Source organism: Pseudodesulfovibrio sp. JC047 (genome assembly GCF_010468615.1).
Lineage (GTDB): Bacteria > Desulfobacterota > Desulfovibrionia > Desulfovibrionales > Desulfovibrionaceae > Pseudodesulfovibrio.
The window spans coordinates 75,205-92,418 of sequence record NZ_WUEH01000015.1; the positions used below are offsets into that span (position 1 = coordinate 75,205).

The following is a 17,214-nucleotide window of genomic DNA, read 5'->3' on the forward strand; positions in this document are numbered from 1 at the left end:
TCAATGCAATCTCATTACAGTTTTTCCGGTTTCATGGGCAAACGCGTCCATATGGGAGTGACCGGCTCCATTGCTGCGTACAAGGCACTTGATTTGGTGCGTTCTTTTCAGGAATCCGAGTGCATGGTTTCCACCGTGCTGACCGAGGCCTGTACCAAGTTTATACAGCCGTTGAGTTTTGAAGCATTGGGGGCATCCCCGGTGTATACGAAGATGTTTGAAGCGAATTCCGGTTCAGATACTACGTTCGATCATTTGGAACCAGGGCAGCTTGCCGATGTCATGGTGATTGCCCCGGCTTCGGCCAACACTATGGCCAAGCTTGCGTTTGGACTGGCTGACGACATGCTGTCGTGCCAGGCTCTGGCTTTTTCCGGTCCCAAGCTCATTGCTCCAGCCATGAATCCCCGCATGTGGGCGGCTCCGGCCACCCAGCGCAATTGGGACATGCTGGGCGAATTGGGGTACATTCGGATTCAGCCCGATTCCGGTCATGTCGCGTGTGGCGATACGGGAACTGGACGACTGGCTCCTGTTGACGCTATTTTTATTGAGACCTTGAAGGCCCTGAGTCCTCAGGATCTGGCTGGGAAAAAGGTGCTTGTTTCCTTGGGACCCACTCGGGAACCCTGGGACGCAGTCCGGTTTTGGTCTAATCCGTCCAGTGGTCTCATGGGAGGCTGCATGGCCGTGGCCGCTTACTTGCGCGGAGCGGATGTCACTGTTGTGACCGGACCGACCGAACTCGAATTTCCTGTCGGAATCGCCCGTGTGTCTGTGACCACTGCCCAGCAGATGTACGAAGCGTGCATGGATCTGTGGCCTGAAATGGACATGGGATGTTTGACCGCTGCGGTGGCCGATTATCGGCCTGTTCCGTATGGCACTGACAAGTTCAAGAAGACCAGCACGGCTGGCGCCGGTTTGTCAATTGAGTTCGAGACCAACAAGGACATCCTTAAGAGTTTGGGGACGTGCAAAAAGAGTTCGCAAAAACTCATTGGTTTTGCGGCCGAAACACGGCATCTTCGAGAACAGGCCGAAAGAAAGCTTGAGTCCAAGAATCTCGATGTTATTGCGGCCAATGATATTTCCAAGGACGGCAGCGGATTTGGTGTTCCGACAAATCAGGTCTTTGTGTTGGATGCCAAGGGCCGCAAGGAATTGTGGTCGCAACTGCCGAAAACTGAAGTAGCGTGGAGATTATGGGATCACCTTCTGCTCGACTGAAAACGCGAGAAAGCTTGAGGCCGTGGATCGAATCCGGCCTTGAGTTTGTTTTGCGCACAGCAGTCGTGGGTGAAGCTGCCCTTTCAAATAGTTCTTCACAGCACGCCGTGACGACCGAGCCGGAAGCGGATCATCCTGTTTCGCAACAGGCCTCTTCTTCGGTTCGGCAACCGGCGGCCCAATACCCGGCTCACGGGACATCTTCTCAGCCAATATCGCCGTCGCAGCACTCGACACACGGCTCGGTGCAACAGCCGGTTCAACCCCCGGTTCAGCGGCCAATGCAGACCCGGGTTCAGCAACCAGCACAACGCCCCGTTGCCCCCGTCTTTCCTCCTCCGTGGAATGGATTCATGCGGTTTGCTCGTTCCGCTGCGCCTAAAGTCCTCATGACGTATATGGAGCTTGGGCTGGATTTTGGTGGTCAGCCTGACCATCGGCGTTCATCTGTACTGAAGAACATTCAGGCTCATCTCAAGTGGCCGCAAGGGACGATGAATTTTTGGCCGGTCGCGGCATTGAAAGATGGAACACTTCAACCGAGTACACAGATGTTTTGGCAGGGATGGGAACAATGGCGCGCGCCGAACATTGTCTGTTTTGGTGAAGAAGCCTTGAAAATTGTTCTGCCTGATGCCGACCCGAATGTGACAACGCACATGCTGGAATATGTGACCGTGCACAAAATGGCCCCGCTTTCACACTTGGTGACCTTGCTTCCGCACGAACAGCAAATATCCGTTGAGGAATTGTTCAAGATACGGCTCTAATTGATCTTTTGAGTCTTTTTGACCGTTTTTCGTTCATATTCCCTTTGAGAGAGACTCGTGCAGCCTCGGCGGCCCTTCGCCCCTCTTCCAGCTAAAAACGTCTCTCGTCGCAGTTTTGGGAGATGCCTTGAAAAACCCTTGCTGCACAAGGCTTTCCGGGCGTTTAAGCCGATATTTTGGGCTGATACATATTTTTTACGTGGTTTTTTTAAAAAAGATGACCACGCTGTATCAAGAAATGATTTTTTTCACACTTGCGCTGTGTGATATGTGTGGAGTATGAGCGGGTGACACATTGACATGTCGCTGTGTCGATATACCTGCTGATGATATCGGGCGGCGACGCTTGAAATGCAATTCCCAACCATTAATCCCGACCAGAGTGTTGGGGATAAGGGACAGACAAAAATATGAAGATACTTGTCACCGGTGCTGCCGGATTTATCGGGTTCCACCTTTCCAGACGATTGATTGGTGAGGGGCATGAAGTTGTTGGTTTGGACAATCTCAATGACTATTATGATGTGAATCTCAAGAAAGCTCGTTTGGCGCTTCTTGGCGAAAGCCCTCTTTTCCGTCATGTGAATATCAATCTCCAGGACGATCAGCCCATGAGCGATCTGTTCGCCGCCGAGAAATTTACGCATGTTGTCAACTTGGCTGCTCAGGCTGGCGTTCGGTACTCCATTGAAAATCCCAAATCCTACATCGATTCAAATGTCGTTGGATTTCTGAATATTTTGGAAGGCTGCCGTCACAATAAGGTCGAGCATCTCGTGTATGCTTCAAGCAGTTCTGTCTATGGAATGAACACCAAAATGCCGTTGAATCCGCATGAAGGTGTCGATCATCCCATGAGTTTGTACGCAGCGACCAAGAAGTCCAATGAGATGATGGCCCATTCCTATTCCAGCCTGTATGACTTGCCGACCACAGGGTTGCGTTTCTTCACGGTGTATGGTCCTTGGGGCCGTCCCGACATGGCTCTTTTCCTGTTCACTAAAAATATTCTTGAAGAAAAGCCCATCAATGTTTTCAACTATGGAAAGATGAAACGGGACTTCACCTATATTGATGATATTGTTGAAGGCGTTGTCCGTGTGGTCAACCATACTGCACAGCCCAATGAGAATTGGGACGGGAACGCTCCGGACCCCTGCTCCAGCAAGGTCCCCTATCGCGTGTACAATATCGGCAACAATGCTGTTGTCGAGCTGTCCCGGTACATCGAAGTCATCGAAGAAGTCGTGGGTAAAAAAGCAATTTATAATTACATGCCCATGCAACCAGGCGATGTCCCTGCTACGGAAGCCGATGTCAGCGATCTGGTCAGAGATGTTGATTTCAAACCCAACACATCCATCGAAGTCGGTATCCGGAACTTCATTGATTGGTACCGCGAATATTATAATAAATAGAACAGACCGTCTGGAGACGTTCTGATGTCATCCACAGGGTGACGCAGCCTGTCCCCTTTCGCCTGATCGCGACATGGTCGCCTATAGATCAGATCCTCAACCCGTGTTGAGGGTCTGATTTTTTTGTGTCGTATAGGGGTGATTCTTGATCATGATTCCTCGATGATTGCGTGAAGATCATGTTTTTTTGCGTATTTCTCCCCTTTTTGCTGAACGGCACTTGCCTTAGTTTTTGTTTCAGCCTACCAATGGCAGAGGAAAAGAGTGGTTTTTGTTTCACGTGAAACATTGGATGCGGGGTAAATGTTTCACGTGAAACACTCGAAATATCCATTTGAGAGTGAATTGGAGCATGAAAGCGAGGGTTTTGTGGCACGAAGAATTGTTGTAGCAAATCAGAAAGGTGGCGTCGGCAAGACAACCACGTCCGTGAACCTTGCGGCGTCGTTGGCGGTCATGGAAAAAAAGGTGTTGCTGGTCGATTGCGATCCTCAGGGAAACGCATCCAGTGGGTTGGGGTTCTACCCTGCCGACCAGCGAGAGAATATCTATACTGCCCTCTTCAATCCCAAAAAAATTGAGAAGGCCATTTGTGAAACTGGGGTCCCGTTTCTGGATTTATTGCCAGGGACGCAGGATCTGGTTGGGGCGGAAATTGAACTGGTCGATAAGTTCGGGCGGGAATATTATCTGCGAGAGCTGGTGGATACCGTTGATGAAAAATATGATTTCATCATAATCGATTGCCCTCCTTCTCTTGGCTTGTTGACGGTCAATGCACTGTGTGCAGCCAAAGAGATGTTGGTTCCATTGCAGTGTGAATATTACGCACTGGAAGGAATTGCTCAATTACTCATGACATATGAACTGGTGAGAAAACGTCTGAATACCGAATTGGGAATTCTCGGCGTGGTGCTGACCATGTATGATTCCAGAAACAGATTGTCTTGGCAGGTGAAAAACGAAGTGCGTAAAGCCTTCCCTCAGCACTTGTTCGAAACAATTATTCCGAGGAATGTACGGTTATCGGAAGCTCCGAGCTTTGGTAAACCCGTAATCAACTATGATATAAAATCACGAGGGGCCGAGGCCTATCTGGCGCTTGCTCAGGAGGTCTCAAGAAGCAGTGCTGTCAGGGCGTAAGATGTTTTTAGTGCAGGCGACCCGCCATGTGTTCATCATGGCGGGACAAGTGAGAATCTGGCGATCAGCGAGAGTATCGGCCTTCTTTAGATGATATTTTTGAAGACTGGAATGGTGTACATTCTGTGGTGATTTCGTCTTTGAAATGCCTTTTTAGAATCTTGGCTTGACACTTCATGCACTTAAAGCACACAAGGCCAGCGAGGTTTGCACTGGACAATCTAAAGAGACGTGGGTCATCCTTGGCCCAATCCTGGGTGGAGTTGCCACAGTGTTCACAGGCCACATCGGTGTCGACCGGGTATGGAAAATCCCAGTACTGTTTGAGGGTTTCCCAGTCGGCCAACGGTTCGGGCCTTTCAGGTTCAGCATGATTGTCAACAATGCCCAGGGTGTCCAAAACCGGCTTCTTGACAGTAGTCCAGGCTTCAGCAGACAGCAACGCTCCAATGAGGTTGCCGTCTTTGTCAAAGAGTTCATTAATGTGATCAGACATGATTACTCCGATTGGTTTCGCTTGTCTTCGGGGTTTTATAGGCATTCAGGCCACAATGAGCAAGCGTGTAATCAGACGTGTGAGGAGAATTGTTATGATGTCAGGTAATCGAGGATTGGGACGCGGACTTGATGCCCTGTTGGGTGGGGTCCGTGAAGATGAAAAGGTCACAGCCGATTCCGCAGAAGTTCGGATGATCTCCCTGAAAGCGATTTCGCCAAATCCCCATCAGCCTCGTCGAGAGTTTTCAGAGTCCGGACTGAAAGATCTTGCCTCTTCTATCAAAACTCGTGGGGTGCTCCAGCCGATTCTGGTCCGCTCTCTCGGGAATAATCGTTTTGAGCTGGTCGCTGGTGAACGCCGGTTACGGGCGTCTAAAAAAGCGGGCCTGACAGAAATTCCGACGTTGATTCGGGAAATGTCTGACCAGGAAAGCCTGGCTATCGCCCTGATCGAGAATTTGCAGCGCGAAGATTTGAACGCTGTGGAAGAAGCGCTCGGCTACCAGCGGCTCCAGCAGGAGTTCGGATTGAGTCAGGAAGAGCTGGCGCGACAGGTTGGGAAAAGCCGATCTGCTGTTGCCAATGCATTACGTTTGCTCAATCTGCCTGACAGTGTGCAGCAAGATATCCAAAACAGTGCCCTTTCTGCTGGACATGGACGGGCGATCATGGCGGTTGCGGATGCCGAGACACAGAAGGCCCTTCATGGTCGGATCGTCGAAAATGGATTGACCGTGCGTCAGGCTGAGGCTCAGGCTTCATTTTTCAAAGAACATGGTCGTTTGCCGGGCGCAGATGAAGTCGGGACCAAAGGGACGCCTAAGGCAGGCACATCGAAAAGCACGCCTTTGGACCCTCGTTTGGCAGATCTTCAGTCGGTGTTGTCCGAGTCGTTGGGTATAAATGTCAAAATTTCCGGATCGTCGAAAAAAGGCAAAGTTACCGTGAGTTATGCTTCAGAAGACGATTTGCGGTCTGTTGTGGAAAAGCTTGGAGGCCTTTCCGGTCTGCTCGCTGAATCCTACTTCTAAGAGGTCCTGATGGATAATTGATTGCTTGGTGATAATCATAGTGTGATGACGTGCATGATGACACTTTGTTTGCTGTAACACGAATAACGCATGAAGCATGGAATTCAGAAAGATGGCACGAGAGAAAATTCGAAAAGCGGTCGCTTCGCTGGCTGGACATAATGTATTGATAATCGGTGATCTTATGCTCGACCATTACCTGATGGGAACCGTGGATCGGATTTCTCCGGAAGCCCCGGTCCCAGTGGTCAACGTCCGTGAGGAATCAGTCGTCCTTGGCGGCGCCGGGAACGTGGGACGAAATATTGCTGATTTGGGCGGTTCCCCTCTGCTCGTCACCGTAGTCGGTGATGATAGAGATGGATGCCTGCTTGACGATCTGTGTGAAAAGGCTGGACTCAAGACGCGGATTGTTCGCGACGTCACCCGCCCCACGACAAAGAAAACGCGGGTCATTGCACACAATCAGCAGGTGGTTCGTGTCGATCACGAACTGGTTGCTCCTTTGAGTGATGCGACGCAGGAAGCACTTTTTACAACCATTGAATCTGTTGTTCAGGATTATCCTGTCATCATCCTTTCTGATTACGGTAAGGGATTGATTTCTCGTTCTTTCATGGATCGGTTCATGGTGTTGATCGAGACCTGCTCGCCCCGCCCAAAAGTGTTGGTTGACCCGAAAACCGTGAATTACGATTTGTATACCGGAGTTGATCTTTTGACACCGAATACCAAGGAAGCGGGTGAAGGTGCATCCATGGCGGTTTCGGACAAGGCGTCTGTGCTCAAGGCCGGTGAAGTGCTGTTTGATCGATTGCAGTGTACCAATCTTTTAGTGACGCTTGGCCCGGATGGTATGGCACTGTTCGAGGGGCGGGACACGGTTCACCATATCCCGACCTTTGCTCAAAAGGTTTTTGATGTGACAGGAGCGGGTGATACAGTCATCGCGACCACGGCACTTGCCCTCTCCGCCGGGGTTGATCTTTTGACCGCCTGCACCTTGGCCAACTATGCGGCTGGCGTTGTGGTCGGTCAGGTCGGTGCAGCAACCACGACACCTGCGGAGTTGCTCGAATCTATGGACGAACTTCCGGAGCCAGATGTTTCGTTGTGGACAAGTTGAACTGAGACGCCGTGCCCGTTTGATTCGCAGGGCGGCATGAATAACCGTTGGAGCGTGAGCGATGGAGACAAAGAACCTTGAATTCTCGACAGATATTCCGACATTAGGACCTGCCAAGATACAGACCCCAGTCAGAAATCCTCGCTATGTCAACGAGGCATCTCCCCTGCAATTGATGTTGACGTCAGATGAACTGACTGAGTTGAAGACAGGCACCCTGCAAAAGGAATTCGAAAAAGCCGGGCCACGGGAAAAAGTCTATTTTGATCCGTCAAAGACCCGGTGCGCCATTGTCACTTGTGGCGGGTTGTGTCCCGGTATCAACGACGTGATCCGCTCCATCGTCAATGAGGCCCACTACCACTACGGTATTCATACCGTCTTCGGCATCTCCAACGGACTACGAGGTTTCATTCCAAAGTATGGGTATGAGGTCAAAGAGCTGACCCCGAAGAATGTCTCGCATATTCATCAGTTTGGCGGGACTATTCTTGGTTCGTCGCGAGGACTGCAAGACTCTGAAGAAATTGTCGATTCATTGGAAAGACTCAATATCGGCATTTTGTTCGTCATTGGCGGCGATGGGGCCATGCGGGCCGCAAAGTCCATTGTGCAAGAGGTCTCGGACCGCAAGAAAAAGATTGCGGTTATCGGCATCCCCAAGACCATCGACAACGATATCAATTTCATCAGTCGCTCCTTTGGGTTTGACACTGCCGTGGAAAAGGCCACCGAAGCCATCCAGTGTGCACATGTCGAAGCCACCGGCGTGGACAAGGGCGTGGGACTCGTCCGACTCATGGGGCGCGAAGCCGGATTCATCGCGGCGCAGGCCACACTCGCCCTTCAGGAAGTGAATTTTTTGCTCGTTCCGGAAAAGTCCTTCACCCTTGAAGGGGAAAACGGGCTGCTGCAAGCGGTTGAAAGACGGCTGCGTGATCGAGATCATGCAATCATCGTGTGTGCAGAAGGTGCCGGACAGGATGTGTTGGGGAAAACGTTGGAACGCGATCCCTCAGGAAATCCGAAGTTGGGTGATATTTGCGGACATATCATCACGCAGCTCAAACAGCATTGTCGCGATCGCGAATTGGAAATGAATTTGAAGTTCATCGATCCGAGTTATATTATTCGATCGGTTCCGGCCAATGCGGGTGATCGAATTTATTGTGGATTCCTTGGACAGAATGCCGTTCACGCGGCCATGGCCGGAAAAACAGGCATGGTAGTGACGCGGCTCAAATCAAGCCTGGTTCATCTGCCTCTCGACCTGGTGACCGTCAAGCGGCGAAATATCAATATTGATTCCGACTATTGGTGCGCGGTGATGGAATCCACGGGCCAGCATATCTACATGGAATAAAAAAAGGGAGAGGCACACGCCCCTCCCTTTCGTTGTCTTTCAGGAAATTCGGATTATTCGTTGGCGGCCAGCCTGCGGCGAATCTGTTCGTTGACCTGTTTGCTCGGGCTTTCCACTTCAGCGGCCATGGCAACGGCTAGCAGCTCAAACAGTTCATCGTAGGAAAATTCGAGATTGAGGCTGCCGTTGGAGACGATGCAACTTTCGTCCTGTTCCTCGATGGTGTACGCGCGTCGTTCCCGGGCATGACCAATAGCTGAGATGATTCCATAGGCGAGTGCGCCCTCTTCATCCCGGTACAGCTTTTCCATGGTCAGCATCCCTGTATTGTCGTCGAAGTACATTTCTTCGCCGATCAGGTGGCCGGTAACACCCATGTCTTGTCCAAAATCATTGGGCAGATTGACAGTGAGGATCGGATCGTTTCCGCCGTGACCGCCAATTGGTTTTTTTGACATGTTTTTCTCCTTAGTCCAAGGGGAGTTTGAATTGATCGGGTTTCCGGCCTTTTTTGGCTTTGGACGCGGCAACCTTCCATCCACTCTCTATAAATTCTATGAGATCTTTTTCCGGTACCCGCCATTGGCTACCGATTTTGATCGCTTTGATACTTCCGCGTGTAATGAGTCGATACGCTGTTCGCTGATGCACTCGTAAAAAGTCCGCAACTTCACGGACTGTAAACAAGGTTGGGGGCGTGCGTGCTTCTTTGGTATTCATAATGTCACTATTTGACGTATGATGTTCAATCTTTGACATAAGGAGTCAAAGATTGTCAACAAAGTACAATGATGTCACATGCTGTCTAGATATAATCTAGAATAATGTCGATAGATTGGAATTACAGTATGTTGTTGTTTTCTCCAGTGCAAAAGGGCATTGGGCCATGACTGCATCGGTGTGGAAAAGGTTCAATGATGCAAAGGGATCGCGGGTTTTTATCGGTTTTTCGATGGATTGAGAGAAAAAAAGAAAAAACAGCCCATGGCGACCGATTTTTCATGTGCGGACTGATAATTTGCTGCCGTGGCGACACAGCGCCCCACTTCCGAAGATGGTGGGTGGATTGAGAACTGTTTTTTGGCAGGCAGACCGCCGGACGTTTCAAGAAAAAGCGAATTCCTCAAGAGGCCGTGGGCAGTTGTGGATGGTTGGAGTTCTCTCTATTTTTCAAGAATTTCATCAAAAAGAACGAGGCAGGGATTTTCGACATCGCTTTCGAGATGAGTCGTCATTTGGTGAAGAATTTTGGCAAAGTACCGTCTGTCATTAATAGAAAGACCCTGGTTGACAACCGACTGAAGATCGGTCACGGCTGCGTGGACGGTTTTTTGAAGGTCTTTTGCGGTATCCGTCAGGAGCAGGAGCGCACTGCGACGGTCTGTGTGACTTCGTTTCCGTTGAATCAATCCATCACGTTCCATACGTTTTAAAGTATTGGACAGAGTGGCTTGTTCAATGGAAAGTTGGGCATGCAATTGTTTTTGTGTGATGGTGTCTTGCAGCCAGAGTTTGTTCAGGATTTCGATATATCCCGGCCGGACGTTGTATGGCTCGAGTCGAGCGTCCAATGCTTTTGCGTAAAGTCGATAAAGATTTGAAATACGTGTAAAAAAGAAAGAAGTATCAGCGTGCGACATATATATCCCTGTGTATCTCGTATGGAAGAAGTCCACTATCATGGAGTCTTCCTAAGGACAAGAGAACAGAAGGATTTGTAAAAACGGGGTACGTGGTGACGGAAAAAATAAAACAAATATTTATACACATTTGGATACTGAATGTGTTTGGAGATAGGTATGAATGTGATGGAACGATGGACGGCGAAAGGCGGCTACAAAGAAGCCCTCGTCATCGGTTTTCCGCTTGTCGTGAGTATGGTGTCTTCGACGGTGATGACGTTTACCGATCGAATGTTTTTGGGCAATTATTCGACCGACACGTTGGCGGCTTCTGTGCCGGCCAGTGTGACGGCGTTCATGTTTCTGGCCTTTTTTCTCGGTGTGGCTCAATACGCCGGTGTGTTCGTGGCCCAGTTTACCGGATCGGGACGGCATGAAGACGTCGGCCGGTCTTTGTGGCAAGGGTTGTGGTTCTGTCTTCCGGCCTGGGTCGTGCTGGCATCCCTGTGGTTTTTGGCCCGGCCCCTGTTTGAACTCAGTGGGCACCCTCCCCAGGTTATTGAGTTGGAGATTGCGTATTTCAAGATTTTGACAGTGGGTGGCGGTGCGTTTGTTGTCAGCGGGTGTCTTTCCTGTTTCTACTCTGGTCGGGGCATGACCAAGCCGATCATGGTTATCAGTTTGCTGGCCATGATCGTGAACGTGCCGTTGGACTACTGTTTCATTAATGGTGTTGGTCCGTTTCCCGAGTTGGGTATTGTCGGCGCGGGATTGGCAACAGTGACCGGGTATGTCCTGCCTGTGATCTGTTACAGTTGTCTGATTTTTACCGCTGAGAATGAAAAATGGTATCGAGTGCGGTCAGGGTGGCGGTTTGATCGGAAACTCTTCACGCGTTTTTTGCGGTTCGGGCTGCCGGGCGGTGTGGAGTTTTTTCTTGATCTGTTTGCGGTGTCGTTTTTCGTCTTCATGATCGGTCGATTTGGTCAAGTCGAATTGGCTGCGACCAATGCGGTCTTTTCCATTTATAACATTGCATTTTTGCCCACGATCGGACTGCACGTTGCGGCCAGTGTCATGGTCGGACAGGCCATGGGCGACGGCAAACCGGATCAGGCTGCCTATGCGACCCGTTCAGTCCTGCATTTGGCGATTGTCTATATGGCCTGTATGGCGGTGCTTTTTATCGGGTTGCCGGACGTGTTGATGAACATGTTCAAGGCTCGTGGCGAATCGGCGGCAGACTTTCATGATGTGTTGGTCATGGGCGTGATGCTCATGAAATTTACGGCGGTGTTTACCATGATTGACGCGGTAGCCGTGGTCCACGTGGGTGGATTGAAAGGGGCTGGCGATACTAAATACATTATGAAAACCATGTTTTTGAGTTCCATGATGTGTATTGTTATCCCCCTGTTGATACTCAATTATCTCGGGATTCGACAGATTTATGCACCATGGACGTTCCTGCTCTTGTATGCCTTGACCATGTCTGTGTCATTCGTCGTTCGGTTTTATAAGGGACCGTGGAGACATATCCGGGTCATTCCCGACTGAGTTGGATAAAAGCCATTGAAGCACGACAGCGACTGCGATATCGTGAAATGGTTGCTTGGTGAAATACGGTATGTACGAGGCGTACAAGACCCTGGAATATCAGGAAAGAGTGATATTTTTTGTGAATGTCCAGATGCGATGCTCCCGTGATGATAATCTGATGACTAAATGTGTAGAGTTTGCCTATCTTATTAAAATTGTGATACTTTTTCGTGATTTTTTGTGTGATCACGTCTGTCTGATCGGGATAAAATCAGTGTGCAAATGGTTGCTGCAAAAAATAATGACGGCAAAAGCGGTTTTTATCAGCAGAGTCAAGGCTGAAAAACGATAGTGATCACCGTGTGGTCAATCGAAAATTTGAAAGGTGGAAGAATGGATGACGCTGTCACGGTGATCGTTGCGCGATACACGGAGGATGTCAGTTGGGTTGAGCGGCTGGGGTATAACTCTGTCGTGTACGACAAAAGTGATGCACCAGCGGAAAATGCCCGCCAATTGGAGAATATTGGTCGAGAAGCCCACACATATTTCACGCATATCGTCAACGAGTATGAGACCCTTTCTCCGATGAATGTTTTTGTACAGGGAGACCCATTCGATCACCTTGATGATCGTGGTAGAACCGATGTTGACGGCTTGCGGAAGCAGCTTGTGGATGTTGTGGATCGCGCCCTTCCCTTCAAAGGCCTGGCTTGGTTCAAACTCAAATGTGACCGGCTGGGGCGGCCTCATGATCTGCGGAAGCTGGAGAACAAGGGCCGTTGGGCCGGATGGGGGCGAGATATTCCTGTCGGTGCGGTGTTTGAAGAGCTTTTTCATGTCCCCATGCCCGAACAGTTGATCGTGCGTGCGCCTACGGGCAATTTTTGTGTATCAGGAGATCGTATTCGAACCCGGCCAATATCTTTCTATCAACACTGTTTGCACTTGGTTGAACAAGACCCGTTTGACGAGTACAACACCGGACATGCCTTTGAACGGCTGTGGCAGCATATTTTCAATGGAAATACGGCATGGAATTCGGGCTACCCTGTGTCATCGTGATCAAATCGTCGGCTTGAGGAAGGTGAAAAATGATGCCTCTCAATTTTAGAATCGCTGTCTCATCCCTTTCGGCGCACAAGTTGCGCGCCATTTTGGCCATGATGGGCGTTTTTTTGGGGGCACTTGCCTTTACCGGGGTTCAGCATGTGTCCACGATCATGGTGAAACGGGCTGAATTGGAGACGGAAAAGCTTGGGCCGAATCTCTACTCTGTCATGGCGGGCGAGGTGCGTTTTACCCGAAGCGGGAATGCCCGGCTTTCCGGAGTGACCCGAAATTTCACCATTCAGGACGCTCAGGCCTTGATCGCCGGAGTCCCCTCTGTCATGGAAGGCACCCCCTATGTCGCGCAATCCATGCAGATTCGGGGAAACGGAAATGCCGTGACCGCGCAGTTGTTGGCTGCGTGGCCGAATTATCAGGATATTCGAAATTTTCGACCCGTATTTGGTCGATTTTTCAATTGGCAGGAAGTGGATGATCGAGCCAAGGTCTGCGTGCTTGGGCAAACCATCGCCCGATTGTTGTTTGACGAGCCAGCCAAAGCGGTCGGGCAGCAAATCTATCTGTTCAGGGCCAGTTTTCGGGTTATTGGCGTCATGGAATCCAAGGGCCGGGATCTTTCCGGCACCGATCAGGATGAAGTGATGCTTGTGCCCATCTCAACGTATATGCGGCGGGCCAGTAACCAGACCTGGACCAGCGGCGTGTTTTTGCGGTTGTCCAAGGACGCCAGTCGCGCTGTTGTGGATGAAGCGGTCCAATCGATCATGCGGTTGCGGCATAAGATCGATCCGGGGGAACCAGACGATTTCAGCTCCATGTCACCCAAGGACGCCATGCAGTTGCAACAACAGGCATTGGCCCTGATGACCACCTTGGGAGGGATCACGTCGTCCATTTCCTTTGGGGTTGGAGGACTGGGTATTTTGTCCATCATGATTCTGGTCGTGCGTGCGCGTCGAGTTGAGATCGGTGTGCGCCGAGCCGTTGGTGGCCGACGTCGGGATATCATCCGTCAGTTTCTTTTCGAGTCGGGTCTCATGGCCGCCGTGGGCGGTGGACTGGGGGTGTTGACCACGGTTATTCTGGTCATCGTGGGATGCACGATCGCCGACCTCCCCATCATCATAGAACCCACCAGTTTGGTCTCGACTCTCATTGGTTCCTGTGTCCTCGGCCTGGTGGCCGGAGCCTACCCCGCCTGGCAGGCTGCCAATGTCGAAATTCTCGCTGTCTTGAAATCATAGTCAAATATTTTAAGTGTTAGAAGATAAAAATAGTTTGCTATAAACTACTGCATAGCGTGCTATGTTGCGTGTTTCCAAGACGCTGACGTTGTGTCCTTTCCTTTTTATGTGAAAAAGACGAGAGAAATTCTTGTAATAACGGTAACCCGTTTGAATTCAATTTGTCTTCAGGACCGCCCTCCCCGGTTTTTGTGAAATCTGAAGGTTCGGGGTGTGCATGGTTTCCGGTGAATGTCGTAGAGCAGTTGCGTCGTTTGCATACCCACGGTACGGTCTATTTCAGAGTAACTTTTCAAAGGAGTCGAAAAAATGCCCTCCCCTATTGTCACCCTATTGGTCAGAAATCGAGAGCGGTCTGCCGCATTTTACAAGAAGGCCCTTGGATTTGATTGTGCGCGGGATTCGGTGCTGGTGGGGCCATTTGGTCAGAGCATTCGGCTGGTGGAAACCGAAAACGCCATGGCCGGAGGGTGTGTGGTCTTGACCCTTGAAGTTTCGGATACGGACCGGGCCGCTTCTGCCATTTTGGAACACGGCGGAGGACGGGCAGAAAAACTCATGGGCGACAGGCCGCTCTATCTCGGGTTGGACGGTGAAATGATTTCGCTCGTACAACGCGGATTGTCCGGTGCCCGCTCCATCAGGCTGATCGTGTATGATTTCGATGGCGTCATGACGGACAATACGGTTCAGGTGGATCAGGAGGGACGGGAGTCCATTCGTGCCAACCGGGGCGATGGCATGGGGGTCGGCATGATTCGGTCGCTCGGTATCGAACAGGTCATCCTGAGTACTGAGGTTAATCCCGTGGTCAAGGCCCGGGCCGATAAAATCAGACTGGAAGCGATTCACGGTATTCGGGACAAGGCAACCGCCCTGCTCGAATTGGCGGAGAAACGGTCCATATCGGTCGCTGAAATTCTGTTCGTGGGCAACGATACGAATGATGCTACGGGCATGGCCCTTGCCGGGTTCAAGGTGGCACCGGCCGACGCGCATCCATCCATTCTCGCCATGGCCGATTACGTGACCAGGGCACGAGGTGGTCAGGGAGTGATTAGGGAACTCGCGGACCTGCTGGAGGCCGCCAGGGAGTAACTGTATGGCGGGGAAAATTTTGGGCTTCCTTCTGGACAGCCTTGAGATTTTTCGTCTACCGTCCATATGAATTCTCGTGAGAAAGCGATTCAGACTGTTGGAGCCGGAATGCCTGAAGCATCGTTTGAAAGTATCTGCATTTTTCATATTCTGGATGGACTTCGTCAGGGATTGTCCCATTTTTCCTCTCGCAGCAGAGCCGCTGTGGTCTATGCCCAGACGCGCAATTCTCCACCCCGCATCTGCGATCCACAAAATTTGCTGGAAGGCCACGAGCCTAAATTACGGGACTATTATCTCAATTCGAACCGCTGGCGCGGTCGGCTTCCGCTTGGTCAGGAACTGGACGTGATTTCGTCAGATAAAGCTGGGTTGGATCTCTCCGGTATCATCACATTGGGCGCGCATTCCCGGCCCATGCACTACCAAATGTGGTTTACCGAGGAACACCCGGACATGTGTTCTCTTGGCCCGACGAGCAACTGGTTGGAATACGCCGCAGAACTCGTTTCGCAAAATTTCGAGACCTGCAACGTCATGGGGTTGGACACGGCGGGATTCATGCTGCAACATTGCGCCACCCATGCCATCCGAAATTATATCGTCGATAAACGGAGTCGTCTCGGGTGGATGGACACGCAAATTCGAGTCTATCCTTTTCTGGATGCGATCATGGGAATTTCCGGAACCAAGGAAGAAGGCGCGTGGCCACGGGGACGGATCGTGGTGGTGGAACCGAGCCAGCTTGACCAGGTGCGATTCATCTGTCGATTCCCCCTGCATGAACAGCCCCGGTTGTTTGATACTAAGCACGTTCGCAAGTTGTTGCAGGCCGTGGAATTTTCCGGTCGGGTGCTGGTTTCGGACGGCTCCACGGTGCTCGGCATAGCGATCGGTCCCATGCCCGGTGCGTATTTGGCGGCACAATTTAGCGGAACACATGGATTTTTATGGATCAAGGACGATTTGGTTTGCAGTTTTTCCGATGGTCGTTTCCTGTCTTCGAATCTCAAGGCCAATCTGGTGCAGCTCGAAGAACAATTGCTGGAAACCGATTTGACCATGGAAGATCAACACACCCTGCTCCGCATCGCGTCGCACATCGTGAATCGGGTGCGCGACCGCAAACACGGATGTACACTGATCGTGGATGCTGGGGCCTCGATTCTCAAGACCGCCGGGCAGCACCTCGAAGCCCCGCTCGATCTTCAGGAAAGCAGTCAGCTCAAACTTGCCTGTTCATTGGCGAAATTGGATGGCGGCCTGCATATTTATCGGGACCTGCAATTGTACGGATTCGGATGCCTTATGGATGGTCGATGCGTTCCCGGCGAGAATCGGGCGCGTGGAGCGCGATTCAATTCCGCACTGCGGTTCACTGCTCAACACGAGGATATCGTGGTGGTTGTCGTGTCGTCAGACCGACCCGTCTCCATCATCAAGAACGGCGTGGAATTGACCGCTCAGTGTCATTTCCGGCAGATACGCGGTCTTGGTCGTCCGCCGCTTCTGGCCGATTGGGTCATGAGTTGACGGCATGACGGTCTCATGGATTTCCGACCCGATTTTTTGGGTTTTCGCTGTCCCTGCCCTTTCGATTTCTGGGCTGCTGATGCAGATGATTCTGTCGCTTTTTCGGTGCTGCGCCGCTTTCAACCTACGAGGCAAGGCCGTGCAATTGAAATGGTGGATGATCCCTGCCACCAGCGGCCTCTGTTGCCTTGCCTGGGGACTGGCCGCCCTGGCCGTGTATTTGCGAACCCCATGAGCCGTTTCCTTTTGGAATGTTTCTCATTCCTTCTGTCACGAAAATATTCGACATGTGACACACGATGGTCACGTCCGTGTGACAAATCCTGTCGCTTTTTGTTGTTTGACGAGTAGGCTTTTCTTTCCCGGTCCGATCCGGTTTTGGACGACCAGCAAGGAGAGAGAATGAAACTCAGTGTGAAAATGCTTGTTTCTTATGCGGCACCATGTCAAGAACTCCCTTTCTTCGTTGTTTTCTCTTTAATTAGGCCAGGCTTCACCCTCGCCTTATGGCGTATTAGTAATGTATTC

17 protein-coding genes are annotated in these 17,214 nt (G+C 50.9%); 13 read left to right on the forward strand and 4 right to left on the reverse strand.

Annotated features, from left to right (window positions below):
• Nucleotides 1–3: 3 nt before the first annotated feature.
• The 4 genes from coaBC to GO013_RS11155 all read left to right on the forward strand — a co-directional run bounded on the left by coaBC (nucleotide 4) and on the right by GO013_RS11155 (nucleotide 4,561).
• Entirely contained in the window at nucleotides 4–1,230 is a 1,227-nt protein-coding gene (gene coaBC / locus GO013_RS11140) for a bifunctional phosphopantothenoylcysteine decarboxylase/phosphopantothenate--cysteine ligase CoaBC (RefSeq protein ID WP_163811118.1), read from the forward strand.
• Nucleotides 1,206–2,000, forward strand: coding sequence for a hypothetical protein (locus GO013_RS11145; RefSeq protein WP_163811120.1), 795 nt, complete (start codon nucleotides 1,206–1,208; stop codon nucleotides 1,998–2,000). The genes coaBC and GO013_RS11145 overlap by 25 nt, the downstream gene beginning before the upstream one ends.
• A 410-nt stretch (nucleotides 2,001–2,410) precedes the next feature.
• The gene (locus GO013_RS11150; RefSeq protein WP_163811122.1) at nucleotides 2,411–3,418 is read left to right on the forward strand and encodes an NAD-dependent epimerase; all 1,008 of its coding nucleotides are present in this window, start codon (nucleotides 2,411–2,413) and stop codon (nucleotides 3,416–3,418) included.
• A 369-nt stretch (nucleotides 3,419–3,787) separates the two neighbouring features.
• Nucleotides 3,788–4,561, forward strand: coding sequence for an AAA family ATPase (locus tag GO013_RS11155; RefSeq protein ID WP_163811124.1), 774 nt, complete (start codon nucleotides 3,788–3,790; stop codon nucleotides 4,559–4,561).
• Between the two features lie 64 nt (nucleotides 4,562–4,625).
• On the opposite strand, the gene GO013_RS11160 is transcribed toward GO013_RS11155, so the two are convergent.
• Nucleotides 4,626–5,057 carry a hypothetical protein gene (locus tag GO013_RS11160; RefSeq protein ID WP_163811126.1) on the reverse strand — a complete coding sequence of 144 codons (432 nt, stop codon included), beginning with the start codon at nucleotides 5,055–5,057 and terminating at the stop codon, nucleotides 4,626–4,628.
• 94 nt (nucleotides 5,058–5,151) lie between these two features.
• On the opposite strand from GO013_RS11160, the gene GO013_RS11165 reads away from it, so the two are divergent.
• From GO013_RS11165 to GO013_RS11175, 3 genes are all read left to right on the forward strand, one after another.
• A complete protein-coding gene (locus GO013_RS11165; RefSeq protein WP_163811128.1) occupies nucleotides 5,152–6,090 on the forward strand; it encodes a ParB/RepB/Spo0J family partition protein in 939 nt (312 codons plus the stop codon).
• Nucleotides 6,091–6,202: 112 nt separating this feature from the next.
• Nucleotides 6,203–7,216 (forward strand): D-glycero-beta-D-manno-heptose-7-phosphate kinase, encoded by a 1,014-nt coding sequence (gene rfaE1 / locus GO013_RS11170; protein ID WP_163811130.1) that lies wholly within the window; start codon nucleotides 6,203–6,205, stop codon nucleotides 7,214–7,216.
• A 61-nt stretch (nucleotides 7,217–7,277) separates the two neighbouring features.
• On the forward strand, nucleotides 7,278–8,579 hold the full coding sequence (locus tag GO013_RS11175; RefSeq protein ID WP_163811132.1) for an ATP-dependent 6-phosphofructokinase: 1,302 nt from the start codon (nucleotides 7,278–7,280) through the stop codon (nucleotides 8,577–8,579).
• A 53-nt stretch (nucleotides 8,580–8,632) separates the two neighbouring features.
• On the opposite strand, the gene GO013_RS11180 is transcribed toward GO013_RS11175, so the two are convergent.
• The 3 genes from GO013_RS11180 to GO013_RS11190 all read right to left on the reverse strand — a co-directional run bounded on the left by GO013_RS11180 (nucleotide 8,633) and on the right by GO013_RS11190 (nucleotide 10,261).
• A complete protein-coding gene (locus GO013_RS11180; RefSeq protein WP_163811134.1) occupies nucleotides 8,633–9,037 on the reverse strand; it encodes a hypothetical protein in 405 nt (134 codons plus the stop codon).
• Between the two features lie 10 nt (nucleotides 9,038–9,047).
• Complete coding sequence (locus tag GO013_RS11185) at nucleotides 9,048–9,299, reverse strand: helix-turn-helix domain-containing protein (protein WP_163811136.1); 252 nt, start codon at nucleotides 9,297–9,299, stop codon at nucleotides 9,048–9,050.
• Nucleotides 9,300–9,742: 443 nt separating this feature from the next.
• Nucleotides 9,743–10,261, reverse strand: a complete 519-nt coding sequence (locus GO013_RS11190; protein ID WP_163811138.1) for a MarR family transcriptional regulator — start codon at nucleotides 10,259–10,261, stop codon at nucleotides 9,743–9,745.
• Nucleotides 10,262–10,378: 117 nt separating this feature from the next.
• Here GO013_RS11190 and GO013_RS11195 point away from each other — a divergent pair, with 117 nt between their 5' ends.
• From GO013_RS11195 to GO013_RS11220, 6 genes are all read left to right on the forward strand, one after another.
• Nucleotides 10,379–11,758, forward strand: coding sequence for an MATE family efflux transporter (locus GO013_RS11195; protein WP_163811140.1), 1,380 nt, complete (start codon nucleotides 10,379–10,381; stop codon nucleotides 11,756–11,758).
• 375 nt (nucleotides 11,759–12,133) lie between these two features.
• Entirely contained in the window at nucleotides 12,134–12,805 is a 672-nt protein-coding gene (locus tag GO013_RS11200) for a DUF3431 domain-containing protein (protein ID WP_163811142.1), read from the forward strand.
• Nucleotides 12,806–12,834: 29 nt separating this feature from the next.
• Nucleotides 12,835–14,055 (forward strand): ABC transporter permease, encoded by a 1,221-nt coding sequence (locus tag GO013_RS11205; protein WP_163811144.1) that lies wholly within the window; start codon nucleotides 12,835–12,837, stop codon nucleotides 14,053–14,055.
• 309 nt (nucleotides 14,056–14,364) lie between these two features.
• Nucleotides 14,365–15,153, forward strand: a complete 789-nt coding sequence (locus GO013_RS11210; protein WP_163811146.1) for an HAD hydrolase family protein — start codon at nucleotides 14,365–14,367, stop codon at nucleotides 15,151–15,153.
• 108 nt (nucleotides 15,154–15,261) lie between these two features.
• The gene (locus tag GO013_RS11215; RefSeq protein WP_163811148.1) at nucleotides 15,262–16,686 is read left to right on the forward strand and encodes a diadenylate cyclase; all 1,425 of its coding nucleotides are present in this window, start codon (nucleotides 15,262–15,264) and stop codon (nucleotides 16,684–16,686) included.
• Nucleotides 16,687–16,690: 4 nt separating this feature from the next.
• Complete coding sequence (locus GO013_RS11220) at nucleotides 16,691–16,921, forward strand: competence protein ComEC (RefSeq protein ID WP_163811150.1); 231 nt, start codon at nucleotides 16,691–16,693, stop codon at nucleotides 16,919–16,921.
• The last annotated feature ends 293 nt before the right edge of the window (nucleotides 16,922–17,214 follow it).